Origin of the sequence: Streptomyces virginiae (assembly GCF_000720455.1) — a bacterium.
GTDB lineage: Bacteria > Actinomycetota > Actinomycetes > Streptomycetales > Streptomycetaceae > Streptomyces > Streptomyces virginiae.
Map to the genome: position 1 here is coordinate 239,269 of NZ_JOAK01000002.1, position 16,988 is coordinate 256,256.

The window sequence follows — 16,988 nt, forward strand, 5'->3', positions numbered from 1 at the left end:
GCTTACCGAGCCGCGCTGATCAGTACCGACCTTCGAAACGGTCGGCCTCGGCGCGGCGCCCCCTCCTGTGCGAGGGGTTTTTTCGTTTGGGCAGGCAGAGACGGCAGAGACGATCGATGGAGCTTCAGAAATCATGAGCGAGACGAACACCCCGGCCCCCGAGGCGGCCGAGGCGCACCGTTACACGGCTGCCATGGCCGCCGACATCGAGGCACGCTGGCAGGACGTATGGGACGCGCAGGGCACCTACGAGGCCCCGAACCCGACCGGTGACCTGGCGGGGGACCCCGCGGTCGTCGCGCGGCCCAAGAAGTTCATCATGGACATGTTCCCGTACCCGTCCGGTGCGGGCCTGCACGTCGGTCACCCGCTCGGGTACATCGCCACCGACGTCTACGCCCGCCACCAGCGGATGACCGGCCACAACGTCCTGCACACCCTGGGATTCGACGCCTTCGGCCTGCCGGCCGAGCAGTACGCCGTGCAGACCGGCACGCATCCGCGCGTGTCGACCGAGGCGAACATCGAGAACATGAAGGTCCAGCTGCGCCGGCTGGGCCTGGGCCACGACAAGCGCCGCTCGTTCGCCACGATCGACCCGGACTACTACAAGTGGACCCAGTGGATCTTCCTGCAGATCTACAACTCCTGGTACGACGCGGACGCCAGGAAGGCCCGCCCGATCGCCGAGCTGGTCGCCGCCTTCGAGGACGGCTCCCGTGAGGTCCCCGGCGGGCGCGCCTGGGCCGGGCTGACCGCGGCCGAGCGGGCCGACGTACTGAACGGCCACCGGCTGGCGTACTCCTCGGACGCGCCCGTCAACTGGTGCCCCGGGCTGGGCACCGTACTGGCCAACGAGGAGGTCACCGCCGACGGTCGCTCCGAGCGCGGCAACTTCCCGGTCTTCAAGTCCAAGCTGAGCCAGTGGAACATGCGGATCACCGCGTACGCCGACCGGCTGCTGGACGACCTGGACGCGCTGGACTGGCCCGAGGCCATCAAGCTGCAGCAGCGCAACTGGATCGGCCGCAGCGAGGGCGCGCGCGTCGACTTCGCGCTGGGCGACGAGGCCATCACCGTCTTCACCACCCGCCCCGACACCCTGTTCGGCGCCACCTACATGGTGCTGGCGCCCGAGCACCCGCTGGTGGAGAAGTTCATCCCGGCAGCCTGGCCCGAGGGCACCCACGACGTGTGGACGGGCGGGCACGCCACCCCGGCGGAGGCCGTCACCGCCTACCGCAAGCAGGCCGCCTCGAAGTCGGACGTCGAGCGCCAGGCCGAGGCCAAGGACAAGACCGGCGTCTTCACCGGCGAGTACGCGATCAACCCGGTCAGCGGCGACAAGGTCCCGGTCTTCATCGCCGACTACGTCCTGATGGGCTACGGCACCGGCGCGATCATGGCCGTTCCGGCGCACGACAGCCGGGACTTCGAGTTCGCGCGCGCCTTCGAGCTGCCGATGCGCTGCGTCGTGCAGCCCTCCGACGGCCGCGGCACCGACCCGGCCGAGTGGGACGACGCCTTCGCCTCGTACGACGCGAAGCTGGTCAACTCCACCGGCGAGGGCATCTCCCTGGACGGCCTGGGCGTCGTCGAGGCGAAGGCCGCGATCACCGAATGGCTGGCCGGGCGCGGCATCGGCGAGGGCACGGTCAACTTCCGCCTGCGCGACTGGCTGTTCAGCCGCCAGCGGTACTGGGGCGAGCCCTTCCCGATCGTCTACGACGAGGACGGCGTCGCGCACTCCCTGCCCGAGTCGATGCTGCCGCTGGAGCTGCCGGAGGTCGAGGACTACTCGCCGCGCACCTTCGAGCCGGACGACGCGGACTCGCAGCCGGAGACCCCGCTGTCGCGCAAGGCCGACTGGGTCAACGTCGAGCTGGACCTGGGCGACGGCGTGAAGTCCTACCGTCGCGAGACCAACACCATGCCCAACTGGGCCGGTTCCTGCTGGTACGAGCTGCGCTACCTGGACCCGAACAACGCCTCCGCGCTGGTCGACCCGGAGATCGAGCAGTACTGGATGGGTCCCCGCGAGGGCGCCCCGCACGGCGGTGTCGACCTGTACGTGGGCGGCGCCGAGCACGCCGTGCTGCACCTGCTGTACGCCCGCTTCTGGTCGAAGGTGCTGTTCGACCTGGGCCACGTGTCCTCGGCGGAGCCGTTCCACAAGCTGTTCAACCAGGGCATGATCCAGGCGTACGCCTACACCGACGAGCGCGGTGTGTACGTCCCGGCGGCCGAGGTCGAGGAGCGCGACGGCGGCTACTTCTACGAGGGCAAGCAGGTCAAGCGCGAGCACGGCAAGATGGGCAAGTCCCTGAAGAACGCCGTCACGCCGGACGAGATCTGCGAGGAGTACGGCGCCGACACGCTGCGCCTGTACGAGATGGCGATGGGTCCGCTGGACGTCTCGCGTCCGTGGGACACGCGCGCCGTGGTCGGCCAGTACCGCCTGCTGCAGCGCCTGTGGCGCAACATCGTGGACGAGGAGACCGGCGCGGTGACGGTCGTCGACGCCGAGCCGGGCGAGGACACGCTGCGCGCCCTGCACAAGGCGATCGACGGGGCCGGCGCGGACATGGCGGGGCTGCGGTTCAACACCGCCATCGCCAAGATCACCGAGCTGAACAACGCCCTGACGAAGGCGGGCCGCCCGCTGGAGCGCTCGGTCGCCGAGCGGCTGGTCCTGCTGGTCGCCCCGCTGGCCCCGCACATCGCGGAGGAGCTGTGGCACCGGCTGGGCCACAGCGAGTCCGTGGTCCACCAGGACTTCCCGGTCGCGGACCCGGCGTACGTCGTGGACGAGAGCGTCACCTGCGTGGTGCAGGTCAAGGGCAAGGTCAAGGCGCGCCTGGAGGTGTCGCCGTCGATCACGGACGCCGATCTGGAGCAGCTGGCCGTGAACGACGCCGGGGTCGTGGCGGCGCTGGGCGGCGCGGAGATCCGCAAGGTGATCGTGCGCGCGCCGAAGCTGGTGAACATCGTCATCTGAGGTCTTCGGCCTGAGAGCTTCGTCTGAGAGCTTCGTCTGAGGGCGCACCCCCGCATAGGGGGGATCCCGTACGGGCAGGTTGGGGGTTCGATTGGAACCCCTGGCCTGCCCGTGGCGTTTACGGTGGAGGGGAAGAGCTGACGCCTGGGGAAAGGGGCCGTCATGGAGGCCGCGTTGATCATCTTCGCGTTGATGTTGCTGGCCATCGTCGGCCTCGGCGCGTACCTCACGGTCAAGGCGGTGGGCGCGGCCAAGCGGGGTGTGGAGCGCACCGTCGCCCAGGCGAGGCGCAGCGTGGAGGACACCACGCTGCGGGCCAAGAGCTTCGGCCAGGTCGGAGTGGCGGGAGCGCTCGCGCAGCTGCGGCTGGACCTGCGGACGTCGATGCGCGCCACGCAGCAGGCGCTGGCCGAGGGGGCTCAGGCGGACGCCTCGCTGCGGGAGTCCCTCGGGCTGTTCGAGCGGCTGAGCGCCCACGGGCACGAGCTCGACGGGGAACTGAAGCGACTGGAGCAGGAGCCCGACCGGCAGCGCACCGCCGAGCTCCTGCCGGATCTGCGGGAGCGCGCGGCCAAGATCATCCAGGCGGCGGACTCGCTGCGGTGGGCCGCCCGCGACCGGGCCCGGCGCTTCGCGGAGGACGACCTGTCCCTGCTGTCGGACCAGATCCAGATGGAATCGGGCGCGCTGCGCGACTGGTCCCGCGAACCGGTGGACGACCTGGCGGCGGCAGCCGCCGAATGGGACGCCGCCCAGTCCGCCCAGTCCGCCCAGTCCGCCCAGTCCGGCCAGTCCGCGCCGAGCCCGGAGCCGGCGCCCACGCCCCGGCCCGCGGCTCTGAACCCGCCCGCTCCGACGGTGCAGTACCCCTGGCAGCAGAAGACCCCCCGCCCGGAAAGCGCGGGCTGAGCAGGGCCCCGCACCGGGCGCCTGAGGGGCGCAGCCCCTTAGGTCGTGTCCGCAAGGTCCCGCCTGCGCGGCGGGGTCCGGCACGCACGCTTGCTACTTTGCGGACACTCCCCAGGGGGTCTCGGGGCGGAGCCCCGAGTTTCGGGAAGGGGCGGGGTGGGGGAGAGCCCCCCAGGGCCCCCGACGCCGCCCGCCGCACAACCCGTAGGCTCGGCCGCACCCAGCCCCGGCGGGGGGCCCGCGCGACCCGCCCCCGCCCCGCCCCGGGGCCCCGGCTGCCGTCCCGCCCCCACGAGCGGTAACCTCCGCCTCATGTCCCGCCATGTCGCCATCGTCACCGATTCCACGGCCTACCTGCCCCGACCGGCCATGGCGCGGCACGGAATCACCGCCGTCCCGCTCACCGTGGTGCTCGGCGGAGAGGCCCTGGAAGAGGGCACCGAGATCTCGGCGCGCAGCCTGGCCCTGGCCCTGCAGAAGCGCCGCTCGGTCACCACCTCCCGCCCGAGCCCGGAGGAGTTCGTACGGGCCTACCGGGCGGCCGCGGACGCCGGGGCGACCGGCATCGTCAGCCTGCACCTGTCCGCCGAGTTCTCCGGGACCTATGACGCCGCCGTGGTGGCCGCCAGGACCGCGCCGGTGCCCGTACGCGTCGTGGACACGGGCATGGTCGCCATGGCCCTCGGATTCTGCGCGCTCGCCGCGGCGGAGGTCGCCGAAGCGGGCGGCTCCGTGGACGAGGCCGTGGCGGCCGCCGAGAAACGGGCGGCGGACATGGCCGCGTACTTCTACGTCGACACCCTGGACTACCTGCGCCGAGGCGGCCGGATCGGGGCCGCGCAGGCCCTGCTCGGCTCGGCCCTGGCGGTGAAGCCGCTGCTGACCCTGGACGGCGGGCGGATCGAGATGCTGGAGAAGGTGCGTACGGCTTCCAAGGCCATCGCCCGCCTGGAGGAGCTGGCCGTCGAGCGCGCCGGCTCAGGCGGCGTGGACGTGGCGGTGCATCACCTGGCGGCGCCGGAGCGGGCCGAGAAGCTCGCCCAGCGGCTCCGCGAGCGGATTCCCGGCCTGGTCGAGCTGCACGTCAGCGAGGTCGGAGCGGTGATCGGCGCGCACACCGGGCCGGGGCTGCTGGCGGCGGTCGTCTCGCCCCGCTGATCACCGGAACGAGTGGCGCGGTTGTCCACAACAGGGCTGCCGTCCACCGGAATTGAAGCCTCCGAACGGCTGTCGGGATCTGCCCCTACGGTCGTGACATGACTCTTCGAGCGCGTACTCCGTATCCGTCGGGCGCCACCAGCGGCCCGGGCCGTTCCCGCCTCTCCGACAGCCGTTTCCGGCACGGACGGGGGCGCGGCAGGCGCCGCCACGGCCTCCGTGCCGCGCCCGCTCACCTTCCGCATCACGATCCCGATCCCTGTCTCGATCCCGACCTCGACCCTGATGCCGGCCCCGATCCCGGCCCCGACCCGGGACCTGATCGGGATCCGGGCGCGGTGCGGCGGAGGGCCGAAGCCCTGTTCGGCGGTGCCGGCCCGCCGCAGGCGGCGCCGCCGGCCCCGGAGGAGCCCGAGGCGCCGCCCGGGGAGGCGGCCGCCCTGCCCACCGGTACCGCCCGCAGGCTGGCGGTGCGGGAGCGGCTGCCGGTGTGGCTGCAGGCCCGGTGCGCGGTGGAGCCGCGCACGGTGGCCGCGGTCGGGGTGGTGCTGGTCGCCGCCGTCGGCTTCGCGGGGCAGCAGTACTGGTCGTCCCGGCCGCGGGAGGTGACCGCCCCCGCCCTGGCCGCCCCCGCGGTGGTGCCGGCGGGGGCCACCGCGTCCGCCGCGCCACCGGCCGCGGCAGGCGCCGGGGCGGGGACCGCGCGGATCGTCGTCGACGTCGGAGGCAAGGTCCGGGATCCGGGAGTGCGGCGGCTGCCCGCCGGTTCCCGGGTGGAGGACGCGCTGGCCGCCGCCGGGGGAGTGCGGCCGGGCACGGACACCACCGGACTGAACCGGGCCCGGGTGCTGGTGGACGGCGAACAGGTGCTGGTGGGCGTGAACGCGACGACACAGCCGCCGCCCGGGGGCGCCGTGGGCGGGCCGTCCGCCGGGCCGCTCAGCCTTGGTTCGGCCACCGTCGAGCAGCTGGACGGTCTGCCGGGGGTGGGGCCGGTGCTGGCCCAGCACATCGTCGACTTCCGCACCGCCCGCGGCGGCTTCCGTTCCGTGGAGGAGCTGCGCCAGGTCAACGGCATCGGCGAGCGGCGCTTCGCCGACCTGCGCAAGCTGGTGCGGCCGTGAACCGCCCGGAGGGGGCGGGCCCGGTGGACCTGCGTCTCGCGGTGCCCGCCGTGGCCGCCTGGGCGGCGGCCGCCCTCGCGCTCGGGGCACCCGTCGGGGGGACCGCCCTCGGCGTGGGCCTGGCGGTGGTCGCCGCGGGCCTGCTGATGCTGCTGCAGGCGAGGCGCCCGGGGGCGCTGTGGCGGGTCGCCCCGGCCGTGGCGGCTGCCCTGCTGTCCGCGGCCGCCGGAGCGGGCGTCGCGGGGCTCCAGCTGGCCGAGGCGCGGGCCGGGCCGGTCGCCGGACTGGCGAGCCGGCACGCCCGGGTCCACGTCGAGCTGACCGTCGGCTCGGATCCCCGGACCGCGCGGAGCGGCAGCGGGCCGCCGGTGGTGGTGCTGGACGCGGTGGTCACCCGGGTGACCGGGCCCGACGGGGCGAGCACCCGGGTCGAGACCCCGGTGCGGGTGCTGGCCGGGCACGCGGGATGGGCCCGGCTCCTGCCCTCCACCCGGGTGGCGGTGGTCGCCCGGCTGGCCCCCGCGCGGGGCGGGGAGCGGGCCGTGGCGCTGCTCCGCCCGTCCGGTGACATACCGCCGGCGGTGACCGGCGGCCCGGACACCGCCCAGCGGCTGGCGGGGCGGCTGCGGGCCGGGCTGCGCGGGGCCACCGAGGGGCTCGCACCGGATGCGCGGGCCCTGCTGCCGGGACTGGTCGTCGGGGACACCTCCAGGGTTCCGCCCGACCTGCACGAGGCCTTCCGGGCCACCGATCTGCTCCATCTGCTGGCCGTCTCCGGGTCGAACCTGACCGTGGTGCTGTTCCTGCTCATCGGGCCCCCGGGCCGCGCGCAGCAGGCCGAACGGCGCGGGCTGGCGCCCCGCCTCGGACTCTCCCTGCGGACGACCGCCCTGTGCGGGACGGCCCTGACCCTGGCGTTCGTGGTGGTCTGCCGGCCGGAGCCGAGCGTGCTGCGGGCCGCGGCCTGCGGGGCGGTCACCCTGCTGGCCATCGCCACCGGCCGGCGCAGGTCCCTGATCCCCGCCCTGGGGGCCGCGGTACTGCTGCTGGTGCTCTACGACCCGTGGCTGGCCCGCAGTTACGGCTTCCTGCTCTCGGTCCTGGCCACCGGGGCGCTGCTGACCCTCGCTCCCCGGTGGAGCGGGGCCCTGCGGCGGCGCGGGGCGGGGCCCCGGCTCGCCGAGGCGGTGGGCGCCGCCGCTGCCGCCCAGGCGGTGTGCGCGCCCGTGGTCGCCGTGCTCGCGGCCCGGGTCAGCCTGGTGGCGGTGCCGTGCAACCTGCTGGCCGAGCTGGCGGCCGGTCCGGCGACCGTCCTCGGCTTCGCCGCGCTGGCGGCGGCCCCGCTCTGGATGCCCGCCGCCGAGGTGCTCGCCCGGTGCGCAGGGGTGCCCGCAGGGTGGATCGCCGCCGTCGCGCGGGCCGGGGCGAGGTTCCCCGGCGCGGAGCTGCCCTGGCCGGGCGGGATCACCGGCGGCCTGCTGCTGGCGGCGCTCACCCTGGCGGTCGTCGTGATCGGCGCCCGCCTGGGGCGGCGGCGGTGGCTGTGCTCCGCGCTGGTGGTGCTGCTGCTCCTCGCGGTACTGCGGCCGCCGCAGCTCACCCGCACGCTCACCGGCTGGCCCCCGCCCGACTGGAGCTACGTCCAGTGCGCCGTGGGGCAGGGGGACGCGGCGGTTCTCGCCGTGGGCCCGGGGGAGGCGGTGGTGGTGGACGCCGGTGCGGAACCCGGGCCGGTGGACGCCTGCCTGCGCGAGCTGGGGGTGCAACGGGTGCCGATGCTCCTGCTGACGCACTTTCACGCCGACCACGTGGGAGGCCTGGCAGGCGTCCTGCGGGGCCGGTCCGTGGGGGTGATCCAGGCCACCGTGCTGGAAGAGCCGCCCGGGCAGGCCGAGTTCGTACGGCGGACGGCGGCGGCCGCCGGGGTGCCGGTCGTGCGGGCGGTGCAGGGGGAGCGGCGCCGGGCCGGGCCGTTCGAATGGGAGGTGCTGTGGCCGCCGCCGGCCGGGTCGCCCTTCCAAGGGCCCAACGACGCGAGCGTCGTCCTGCTGGTGCGCGGCGCGGGACTCACTCTGCTGCTGCTCGGCGACCTCGAACCCGAGGCGCAGCAGGCCCTCCTGAGGGAGCATCCGCAGTTAGGGCCGGTGGACGTCCTCAAGGTCGCCCACCACGGCTCGGCACACCAGGATCCGGGGCTGCACGAGCGGGTCCGCCCGCGGCTGGCGATTGTTCCCGTCGGTACAAAAAACCGGTACGGGCATCCCGCGCCGGGTACGCTCGCCCGCCTGCGGGCCGTGGGGGCGACCGTGTTGCGCACCGACACCGACGGCTCGATCGCCGTCAGTGGAACCGGCGTTCGGCTGCGTGCGTTTCCAGCCAGGAGACGACGTATGCGACGCGGTCATACCGGGCGCGAGTGTTCTGTTTGCCCACAACCCGACAGCATGATCGAATGCGTCTTCGCCAGAGCGGTCCAAGTCCACACAGCACGGGGGTGCACACGTCATGTTCGGTCGCCGACGGGGGATGGAGTCGGCCGGAAGTTCCAGCCCGCACACATCCGCGACACTGACGCTGCCGCCGACGGCGCGTCTGCTCAGCTGCCGAGTCCTCGACACCGTCCACCGGCCCATCCGGCAGGCCGCGTTCGAGGTGACGGATCCGATCGGCCGTCGGATCGTCAGCGGCGAGACCGACCCGTTCGGCGGCTTCACGGCCGCCGTGCCGGAGGGGGAGTACCGGCTCTCCGTCACCGCCGAGGGGTACACGCCGTTCCACGGGGTCACGCTCGTGGGGGACCCGGCCCAGCCCGGTACGGGGGAGATCATCCTCGACGCGGTGGAGCCGCCGATCCTGCCGCAGCCCGGCCACTGGGAACTCGACCCGACGCACTCGTCCATCGGTTTCACGGCCCGGCACATCGGCCTCGCCCGGATCAACGGACGGTTCAACACCTTCGCCGGGGCGGTGCGCATAGCCGACCGCATGGAGGACTCCTCCATGCACGTGATCATCGACGCGGCGAGCATCGACACCGGGGTCCGGCTGCGCGACGACCACCTGCGGTCGGGGGACTTCCTGGACGCGGTCCGCCACCCGACGGTGGAGTTCTACAGCGAACGGTTCATCCACCGCACCGGCGGCCGGTGGGCCGTCGCGGGCGCCCTGACCCTCCACGGGGTGAGCCGGTCCGTGACCCTGGACACCCAGTACCTCGGCCTGGGCACGGGCATGGAGGGCGAGGTGCGGGCGGCCTGCCGGGCCACCGCCGAACTGCACCGCGAGGACTTCACCCTCAACTGGCAGTCGATGCTGGCCCACGGGATCGCGGCGATCGGTTCGAGCGTGGACGTGGCACTGGACGTCCAGATCGTGCACAAGGCCTGACCCCGGCGGGGCTCAGGGGGCCTCCAGCCAGCCTTCGTACTCGGCGGCGAGGTCGTCCAGCGCGCCGGCGTCGAGCCGTTCCCGCGGGTCCTCGACGACCACCAGCCACTGGGCGTCCTCGGCGTCGTCCTCGCCGGCCAGCGCGTCGCGGACCAACTGCGGTTCCTCCGGGAGGCCGAAGCGGTCGACGGCCTCCTGCGCCACCTCCTCGGCGGCGTCGCGGTCGGGCAGGACGAGTACATGTCGCACGTTCACCGGGCCATTGTCGAATACGCGGTGGAGGGGGCCGGGGCGCGGGGGGCTGTCAGTGCGGCGTGGGATGCTGGGGGCGATGGCCACCAGGAAGAACTCCACCGACGATCCCCTTGCCCCGATCACCCTCGCGGTGGGGCAGGAGGAGCTGCTGCTCGACCGCGCCGTGCGGGAGGTGGTGGCGGCCGCCCGTGCCGCCGACGCCGACACCGACGTCCGCGACCTCACTTCCGACCAGCTCCAGCCCGGCACGCTGGCCGAGCTGGCGAGCCCCTCGCTCTTCTCCGAGCGCAAGGTGCTGGTCGTGCGCAACGCGCAGGACCTGTCCGCCGACACGGTCAAGGAGGTCAAGGCCTACCTCGCCGCGCCCTACGAGGAGATCGCGCTGGTCCTCCTCCATGCGGGCGGCGTCAAGGGCAAGGGCCTGCTGGACGCGGCGCGCAAGGCCGGCGCCCGGGAGATCGCCTGCCCGAAGATGACGAAGGCGGCGGACCGGCTCGCCTTCGTGCGGGGGGAGTTCCGCACGCTGGGCCGTTCGGCGACCCCGGAGGCGTGCCAGACGCTGGTCGACGCCATCGGCAGCGACCTGCGGGAGCTGGCGAGCGCCGCGGCGCAGCTGTGCGCGGACGTCGAGGGGACCATCGACGAGGCCGTCGTCGGCCGCTACTACACCGGCCGGGCCGAGGCCTCCAGCTTCACCGTCGCCGACCGGGCGGTCGAGGGGCGTGCGGCGGAGGCCCTGGAAGCCCTGCGCTGGTCCCTGGCCACCGGCGTGGCCCCCGTCCTGATCACCAGTGCGCTGGCGCAGGCGGTCCGCGCGATCGGCAAGCTCGCCTCGGCCCCGCGCGGGGCCCGGCCCGGGGACCTCGCCCGCGACCTCGGCATGCCGCCGTGGAAGATCGACCGGGTCCGCCAGCAGATGCGGGGCTGGTCGGCGGACGGCGTCGCGGACGCGCTGCGCGCCGTCGCCGCCGCCGACGCGGGGGTCAAGGGCGGGGGCGACGACCCCGAGTACGCCCTGGAGAAGGCGGTCGTCGCGGTGGCCCGCGCGGCCCGCCCCCAGCGCCGCTGATCCGTGCCCCGAAGGCCCCGCCGGCCCCGGAGCAGCGCGAAGGCCCCGGCCGTCACCCTGGGGAAGGGGGACGGCCGGGGCCTTCGGTCACTGCTCGTGTTGCGCCGCACCCGCGTGGCGAACGCTTCGTGTGCGGAGCGGGGTGCCGGTCAGGAGCGGGAGAGAGGGCCCGCTGGGTCCCTTCCGGCGATCACATCGAGTGCGGAACTCAGATGGCGGCAACCTTGGAGGCCAGCGCCGACTTCTTGTTGGCGGCGGCGTTCTTGTGGATGACACCCTTCGAGACAGCCTTGTCCAGCTTCTTGGAAGCCAGGCGGGCCGCAGCGGTGGCCTTCTCCGCGTCGCCGGCGAGGATGGCCTCGTTGGCCTTGCGGATGAAGGTGCGCAGCTCGGACTTGACCGACTTGTTGCGAAGGCGAGCCTTCTCGTTGGTCTTGTTCCGCTTGATCTGGGACTTGATGTTCGCCACGAAAGAGCCTTTTCAGGTTCAGAGTTTGATCTTCGGATTGTGTCCCGACAGCTGAGAGGGCATACGAGACACAGCTGCCCAGGCTACCAGGCGCGCTCCTGGCGGCCCAAACCGAGCGCACTGCCCCGTCCATGGGACCATGGGAGCCTGCGTATGGACCGACATCGCGCCGCCGAGAGCGACCGGAGCCGGACTGTCCGCTCAGACCGACGCTCCGAAAACGCTTCCGACTGCGACCCGAGAATCAGGACACTGCGTGCCCGCGATCCCCAGCCACGTGCCCGAGCCGAGCCGTACCGACCCGGCGCTGATCCGCAATTTCTGCATCATCGCGCACATCGACCACGGCAAGTCGACCCTTGCCGACCGGATGCTCCAGCTCACCGGTGTCGTCGACCAGCGGCAGATGCGCGCCCAGTACCTCGACCGCATGGACATCGAGCGTGAGCGCGGCATCACGATCAAGTCCCAGGCGGTGCGACTGCCCTGGGCGCCCACCACGGGCGAGGGTCAGGGCAGCACCCACATCCTCAACATGATCGACACCCCCGGGCACGTCGACTTCACCTACGAGGTCTCGCGCTCGCTCGCCGCGTGCGAGGGCACGATCCTGCTGGTGGACGCCGCCCAGGGCATCGAGGCGCAGACCCTCGCCAACCTGTACCTGGCGATGGAGAACGACCTCGCGATCGTCCCCGTCCTCAACAAGATCGACCTGCCGGCCGCCCAGCCGGAGAAGTTCGCCGAGGAGCTCGCGAACCTGGTCGGCTGCGACCCCGACGACGTGCTGCGCGTCTCGGCCAAGACCGGCATGGGCGTGGACGCGCTGCTGGACAAGGTCGTCGCCACCGTCCCGGCCCCGGTCGGCGTCAAGGACGCCCCCGCCCGCGCGATGATCTTCGACTCGGTCTACGACTCCTACCGCGGCGTCGTCACGTACGTCCGTGTGGTCGACGGCCAGCTCAACAAGCGCGAGCGCATCAAGATGATGTCCACCGGCGCCACCCACGAGCTGCTGGAGATCGGTGTCTCCTCCCCGGAGATGACCCCGGCCGACGGCATCGGCGTCGGCGAGGTGGGCTACATCATCACCGGCGTGAAGGACGTCCGCCAGTCCAAGGTCGGTGACACCATCACCAGCCTGCACAACGGCGCGACCGAGGCCCTCGGCGGCTACAAGGACCCGAAGCCGATGGTCTTCTCGGGCCTCTACCCGCTCGACGGCTCCGACTACCCGGACCTGCGCGAGGCCCTGGACAAGCTCCAGCTCAACGACGCCGCGCTCGTCTACGAGCCCGAGACCTCCGCGGCGCTCGGCTTCGGCTTCCGCGTCGGCTTCCTCGGCCTGCTCCACCTGGACGTGGTCCGCGAGCGCCTGGAGCGCGAGTTCGGCCTCGACCTGATCGCGACCGCGCCCAACGTGGTCTACCGGGTGGTCCTGGAGGACGGCAAGGAAGTCACCGTCACCAATCCGAGCGAGTTCCCCGAAGGCAAGATCAAGGACGTCTTCGAGCCGGTCGTCCGGGCCACCGTGCTCGCCCCGACCGAGTTCATCGGCGCGATCATGGAGCTGTGCCAGCAGCGCCGCGGCACGCTCCTCGGCATGGACTACCTCTCCGAGGACCGCGTCGAGATCCGCTACACCCTCCCGCTCGCCGAGATCGTCTTCGACTTCTTCGACCAGCTGAAGTCCAAGACGCGCGGCTACGCCTCCCTCGACTACGAGCCCACCGGCGAGCAGGCCTCCAGCCTGGTCAAGGTCGACATCCTGCTGCACGGCGACAAGGTCGACGCCTTCTCCGCCGTCTGCCACAAGGACGCCGCCTACGCCTACGGCGTGCGCCTCGTCGCCAAGCTGCGCGAGCTCATCCCGCGGCAGGCCTTCGAGGTGCCGATCCAGGCGGCCGTCGGCTCCCGCGTCATCGCCCGCGAGACCATCCGCGCCATCCGCAAGGACGTCCTCGCCAAGTGCTACGGCGGTGACATCTCCCGTAAGCGGAAGCTGCTGGAGAAGCAGAAGGAAGGCAAGAAGCGCATGAAGATGGTCGGCTCCGTGGAGGTCCCGCAGGAGGCCTTCATCGCCGTCCTCTCCAGTGACGAGTCCGGCGCGAAGAAGAAGTAGCCACCCCTGCCGTCACCCGGCGTACACAGGCCTCCGCGCATTGCGCGGGGGCCTGTTTCGTTATCAAGCGGCCGCTCGCCAACTCTTACGCGCACGCCGGAGGCGCTCTAGTCTGATCACTGCTCGACGGTTACTCGCCAGTTTAAAAAGTCAACGGCTGCAAACCCGCCAGTCCCAAGCGCCCCCAGCGCCCCACGCCCACGCACTGCCCGCGTGGTTCGGTCCGGAGGATGTCGTGAGCGACACACAGACCTATCTCGAGAACCGCCCGCCCACCGTGGCGGTGCTCTTCCTTGAGCGCGTCGCAGCGACGCCGAACGCGGAGGCCTACCGGTACCCGGTGCCCGCGGCCGGCGGCCGGGGCGCCACGGACGACTGGAAATCGCTGAGCTGGAGCCAGGCCGCCGAGCGGGTCTTCGCCATCGCGGCCGGACTGATCTCCCTCGGCCTCGGAACGGAAGAGCGCGTCGCGCTCGCCTCCAACACCCGGGTCGAGTGGATCCTCTCCGACCTCGGCGTGATGTGCGCCGGCGGCGCGGTCACCACGATCTACCCCAGCACCAACGCCGACGAGTCGGCGTTCATCCTCGCGGACTCCGAGAGCCGGGTCCTCATCGCCGAGGACGCCGCGCAGCTCGCGAAGGCGCGCGAGCGCCGCGCCGACCTGCCCGGGCTGCGCCACGTCGTCGTCCTGGAGGCCGCCGACGCGGTCGCCGCCGAAGGCGACCCGGAGGGCTGGGTGCTCTCGCTGGCCGACCTGGAGGCCAGGGGCGCGGAGTACCTCGCCAAGCACCCCGAGGCCGTCAACGAGCGCATCGCCTCCATCACCCCCGAGCAGCTCGCCACCCTCATCTACACCTCCGGCACCACCGGCCGGCCCAAGGGCGTCCGGCTGCCGCACGACAACTGGTCGTACATGGCCAAGGCCATGGTCGCCACCGGACTGATCGGCAAGGAGGACGTCCAGTACCTGTGGCTGCCGCTGGCCCACGTCTTCGGCAAGGTGCTGACCTCCGGGCAGATCGAGGCCGGGCACGTCACCGCCGTCGACGGCCGCATCGACAAGATCATCGAGAACCTGCCGGTGGTCCAGCCGACCTACATGGCGGCCGTTCCGCGCATCTTCGAGAAGGTCTACAACGGCGTGGCCGCCAAGGCCCGGGCCGGCGGCGGCGCCAAGTACAAGATCTTCCAGTGGTCGGTCGGCGTGGCCCGCGAGTACGCCAAGGTCACCCAGGACAACTTCCGCCGCACCGGGCGCGCGACCGCCCCCTTCGCGCTCACCACCAAGCACAAGGTCGCCGACGCCCTCGTCTACTCCAAGCTCCGCGACGCCTTCGGCGGCAAGCTGCGCGCGGCCGTCTCCGGCGCCTCCGCCCTGGCACCCGAGATCGGCTTCTTCTTCTCCGGCGCGGGCGTCCACATCCTGGAGGGCTACGGCCTCACCGAGTCCAGCGCGGCCTCCTTCGTCAACCCGGGCGAGGCCTACCGCACCGGCACGGTCGGCAAGCCGCTCCCCGGCACCGAGGTCCGCATCGCCGACGACGGCGAGGTCCTGCTGCGCGGCCCCGGCATCATGCAGGGCTACCACGGGCAGCCGGACAAGACCGCCGAGGTCCTGGAGTCCGACGGCTGGCTGCACACGGGCGACATCGGCGAGCTGTCCGCCGACGGCTACCTGCGCATCACCGACCGCAAGAAGGACCTGATCAAGACCTCGGGCGGCAAGTACGTCGCCCCGGCCGAGATCGAGGGCCAGTTCAAGGCGATCTGCCCGTACGTGTCGACCATCGTCGTGCACGGCGCCGACCGGAACTTCTGCACCGCCCTGATCGCGCTCGACGAGCCGTCGATCCTGGGCTGGGCGGCCGAGAACGGGCTGGAGGGCCGCACGTACAAGGAGGTCCTGGCGGCGCCGGAGACCAACCGGCTGATCGAGACCTACGTCCAGACCCTGAACGAGGGCCTCCAGCGGTGGCAGACGGTCAAGAAGTTCCGGATCCTGCCGCGCGACCTCGACGTCGAGCACGGCGACCTCACGCCCAGCCTGAAGCTGAAGCGACCGGTGGTCGAGCGTGAGTTCAAGCACCTGATCGAGGAGATGTACGAGGGGTCGCGCGAGGCGTAGGCCTGCCGCGGGACCGGCGGGGCGGGGCGGTGACCCGCCCCGCACCCCCCGCGCCTCGAACGCCGGCGGGGCCGAGGCGGTCACCGGCGGGGCCCGGGGGTGCGCCGGGTGCGGGATGATGGGGGCATGCCTTCCGCACTCCCCGACGGTGAACCCATGCCCGAAGACGGCTCGCTGCCGTCCCACGCCCTGGCGGGCGCGGGGGAGCGGCCGCTCGGGTTCTACCTGCACGTCCCCTACTGCGCCACGCGCTGCGGGTACTGCGACTTCAACACCTACACGGCCACCGAGCTGCGGGGCACCGGAGGCGTGCTCGCCTCCCGCGAGAACTACGCCGACACCCTGATCGACGAGGTCCGCCTCGCGCGCAAGGTCCTCGGCGACGACCCGCGGCCCGTCCGCACCGTCTTCGTCGGCGGCGGCACGCCGACGCTGCTGCCCGCCGCCGACCTCGTACGCATGCTCGCGGCGATCCGGGACGAGTTCGGCCTGGCCGACGGCGCCGAGATCACGACGGAGGCCAATCCGGAGTCCGTGGACCCGGCGTACCTGGCCGAGCTGCGCGCCGGGGGCTTCAACCGGATCTCCTTCGGCATGCAGAGCGCCAAGCAGCACGTCCTGAAGGTCCTCGACCGCACCCACACGCCCGGGCGCCCCGAGGCGTGCGTCGCCGAGGCCCGCGCGGCGGGCTTCGAGCACGTCAACCTCGACCTGATCTACGGCACGCCCGGCGAGAGCGACCAGGACTGGCGGGACTCCCTCGCCGCCGCCCTCGCGGCCGGCCCGGACCACGTCAGCGCCTACGCGCTGATCGTCGAAGAGGGCACGCAGCTGGCCCGCCGGATCCGCCGCGGCGAGGTCCCCATGACCGACGACGACGTCCACGCCGACCGCTACCTGATCGCCGACGAGGTCATGGCCCAGGCCGGCTACTCCTGGTACGAGGTGTCGAACTGGGCCACCTCGCAGGCCGGACGCTGCCTGCACAACGAGCTGTACTGGCGCGGCGCCGACTGGTGGGGCGCCGGGCCGGGCGCGCACTCGCACGTGGGCGGGGTGCGCTGGTGGAACGTCAAGCACCCCGGTGCCTACGCCGCCGCCCTCGCGGAGGGCCGCTCCCCGGGCGCGGGGCGCGAGCTGCTGTCGGAGGAGGACCGCCGCGTGGAGCGGATCCTGCTGGAGCTGCGCCTCGTGGACGGCGTCCCGCTGTCCCTGCTCGCCCCGGCCGGCCTCGCGGCCTCCCGCAAGGCCCTCGCGGACGGTCTCCTGGAGTCCGGACCGTACGGGGCGGGGCGGGCCGTCCTGACCCTGCGCGGGCGGCTGCTGGCCGACGCCGTGGTCCGGGACCTGGTCGACTGACCACGCGCCG

11 protein-coding genes and 1 pseudogene are annotated in these 16,988 nt (G+C 72.8%); 10 read left to right on the top strand and 2 right to left on the bottom strand.

Annotation, left to right across the window (positions count from 1 at the left end; all coding sequences use genetic code 11):
* Positions 1-133: 133 nt before the first annotated feature.
* The 6 genes and pseudogenes from leuS to IG86_RS0104100 all read left to right on the top strand — a co-directional run bounded on the left by leuS (position 134) and on the right by IG86_RS0104100 (position 9,576).
* On the top strand, positions 134-2,998 hold the full coding sequence (gene leuS / locus IG86_RS0104075) for a leucine--tRNA ligase (protein ID WP_030819262.1): 2,865 nt from the start codon (positions 134-136) through the stop codon (positions 2,996-2,998).
* A 162-nt stretch (positions 2,999-3,160) separates the two neighbouring features.
* Positions 3,161-3,907 carry a hypothetical protein gene (locus tag IG86_RS0104080; protein ID WP_030894713.1) on the top strand — a complete coding sequence of 249 codons (747 nt, stop codon included), beginning with the start codon at positions 3,161-3,163 and terminating at the stop codon, positions 3,905-3,907.
* A gap of 312 nt (positions 3,908-4,219) precedes the next feature.
* Complete coding sequence (locus tag IG86_RS0104085) at positions 4,220-5,065, top strand: DegV family protein (protein ID WP_030894715.1); 846 nt, start codon at positions 4,220-4,222, stop codon at positions 5,063-5,065.
* A 338-nt stretch (positions 5,066-5,403) separates the two neighbouring features.
* The gene (locus IG86_RS0104090; RefSeq protein WP_338116722.1) at positions 5,404-6,189 is read left to right on the top strand and encodes a ComEA family DNA-binding protein; all 786 of its coding nucleotides are present in this window, start codon (positions 5,404-5,406) and stop codon (positions 6,187-6,189) included.
* A pseudogene (locus IG86_RS40815) lies at positions 6,186-8,558 on the top strand (ComEC/Rec2 family competence protein); the annotation flags it as partial. The gene IG86_RS0104090 and the pseudogene IG86_RS40815, both read left to right, overlap by 4 nt.
* A 136-nt stretch (positions 8,559-8,694) precedes the next feature.
* Positions 8,695-9,576 (top strand): YceI family protein, encoded by an 882-nt coding sequence (locus IG86_RS0104100; RefSeq protein ID WP_030819271.1) that lies wholly within the window; start codon positions 8,695-8,697, stop codon positions 9,574-9,576.
* A 12-nt stretch (positions 9,577-9,588) separates the two neighbouring features.
* On the opposite strand, the gene IG86_RS0104105 is transcribed toward IG86_RS0104100, so the two are convergent.
* Positions 9,589-9,831, bottom strand: a complete 243-nt coding sequence (locus IG86_RS0104105; protein ID WP_030649865.1) for a hypothetical protein — start codon at positions 9,829-9,831, stop codon at positions 9,589-9,591.
* A 76-nt stretch (positions 9,832-9,907) separates the two neighbouring features.
* Between IG86_RS0104105 and holA the strand changes: the two genes are divergently transcribed.
* Positions 9,908-10,900 (top strand): DNA polymerase III subunit delta, encoded by a 993-nt coding sequence (gene holA / locus IG86_RS0104110; RefSeq protein WP_030819273.1) that lies wholly within the window; start codon positions 9,908-9,910, stop codon positions 10,898-10,900.
* 208 nt (positions 10,901-11,108) lie between these two features.
* On the opposite strand, the gene rpsT is transcribed toward holA, so the two are convergent.
* Complete coding sequence (gene rpsT / locus IG86_RS0104115) at positions 11,109-11,369, bottom strand: 30S ribosomal protein S20 (RefSeq protein ID WP_030030523.1); 261 nt, start codon at positions 11,367-11,369, stop codon at positions 11,109-11,111.
* 256 nt (positions 11,370-11,625) lie between these two features.
* Here rpsT and lepA point away from each other — a divergent pair, with 256 nt between their 5' ends.
* The 3 genes from lepA to hemW all read left to right on the top strand — a co-directional run bounded on the left by lepA (position 11,626) and on the right by hemW (position 16,978).
* Complete coding sequence (lepA, locus tag IG86_RS0104120) at positions 11,626-13,491, top strand: translation elongation factor 4 (RefSeq protein ID WP_030819275.1); 1,866 nt, start codon at positions 11,626-11,628, stop codon at positions 13,489-13,491.
* 235 nt (positions 13,492-13,726) lie between these two features.
* The gene (locus IG86_RS0104125) at positions 13,727-15,619 is read left to right on the top strand and encodes an AMP-dependent synthetase/ligase (protein WP_030894721.1); all 1,893 of its coding nucleotides are present in this window, start codon (positions 13,727-13,729) and stop codon (positions 15,617-15,619) included.
* A gap of 126 nt (positions 15,620-15,745) precedes the next feature.
* Positions 15,746-16,978, top strand: a complete 1,233-nt coding sequence (gene hemW, locus IG86_RS0104130; RefSeq protein WP_030819279.1) for a radical SAM family heme chaperone HemW — start codon at positions 15,746-15,748, stop codon at positions 16,976-16,978.
* The last annotated feature ends 10 nt before the right edge of the window (positions 16,979-16,988 follow it).

What these genes read in the sequence shown, in the direction of transcription:
- leuS (WP_030819262.1), top strand. Translation starts at nt 134, where the DNA reads ATGAGCGAGACGAACACCCCGGCCCCCGAGGCGGCCGAGGCGCACCGT.
- IG86_RS0104080 (WP_030894713.1), top strand. Translation starts at nt 3,161, where the DNA reads ATGGAGGCCGCGTTGATCATCTTCGCGTTGATGTTGCTGGCCATCGTC.
- IG86_RS0104085 (WP_030894715.1), top strand. Translation starts at nt 4,220, where the DNA reads ATGTCCCGCCATGTCGCCATCGTCACCGATTCCACGGCCTACCTGCCC.
- IG86_RS0104100 (WP_030819271.1), top strand. Translation starts at nt 8,695, where the DNA reads ATGTTCGGTCGCCGACGGGGGATGGAGTCGGCCGGAAGTTCCAGCCCG.
- holA (WP_030819273.1), top strand. Translation starts at nt 9,908, where the DNA reads ATGGCCACCAGGAAGAACTCCACCGACGATCCCCTTGCCCCGATCACC.
- hemW (WP_030819279.1), top strand. Translation starts at nt 15,746, where the DNA reads ATGCCTTCCGCACTCCCCGACGGTGAACCCATGCCCGAAGACGGCTCG.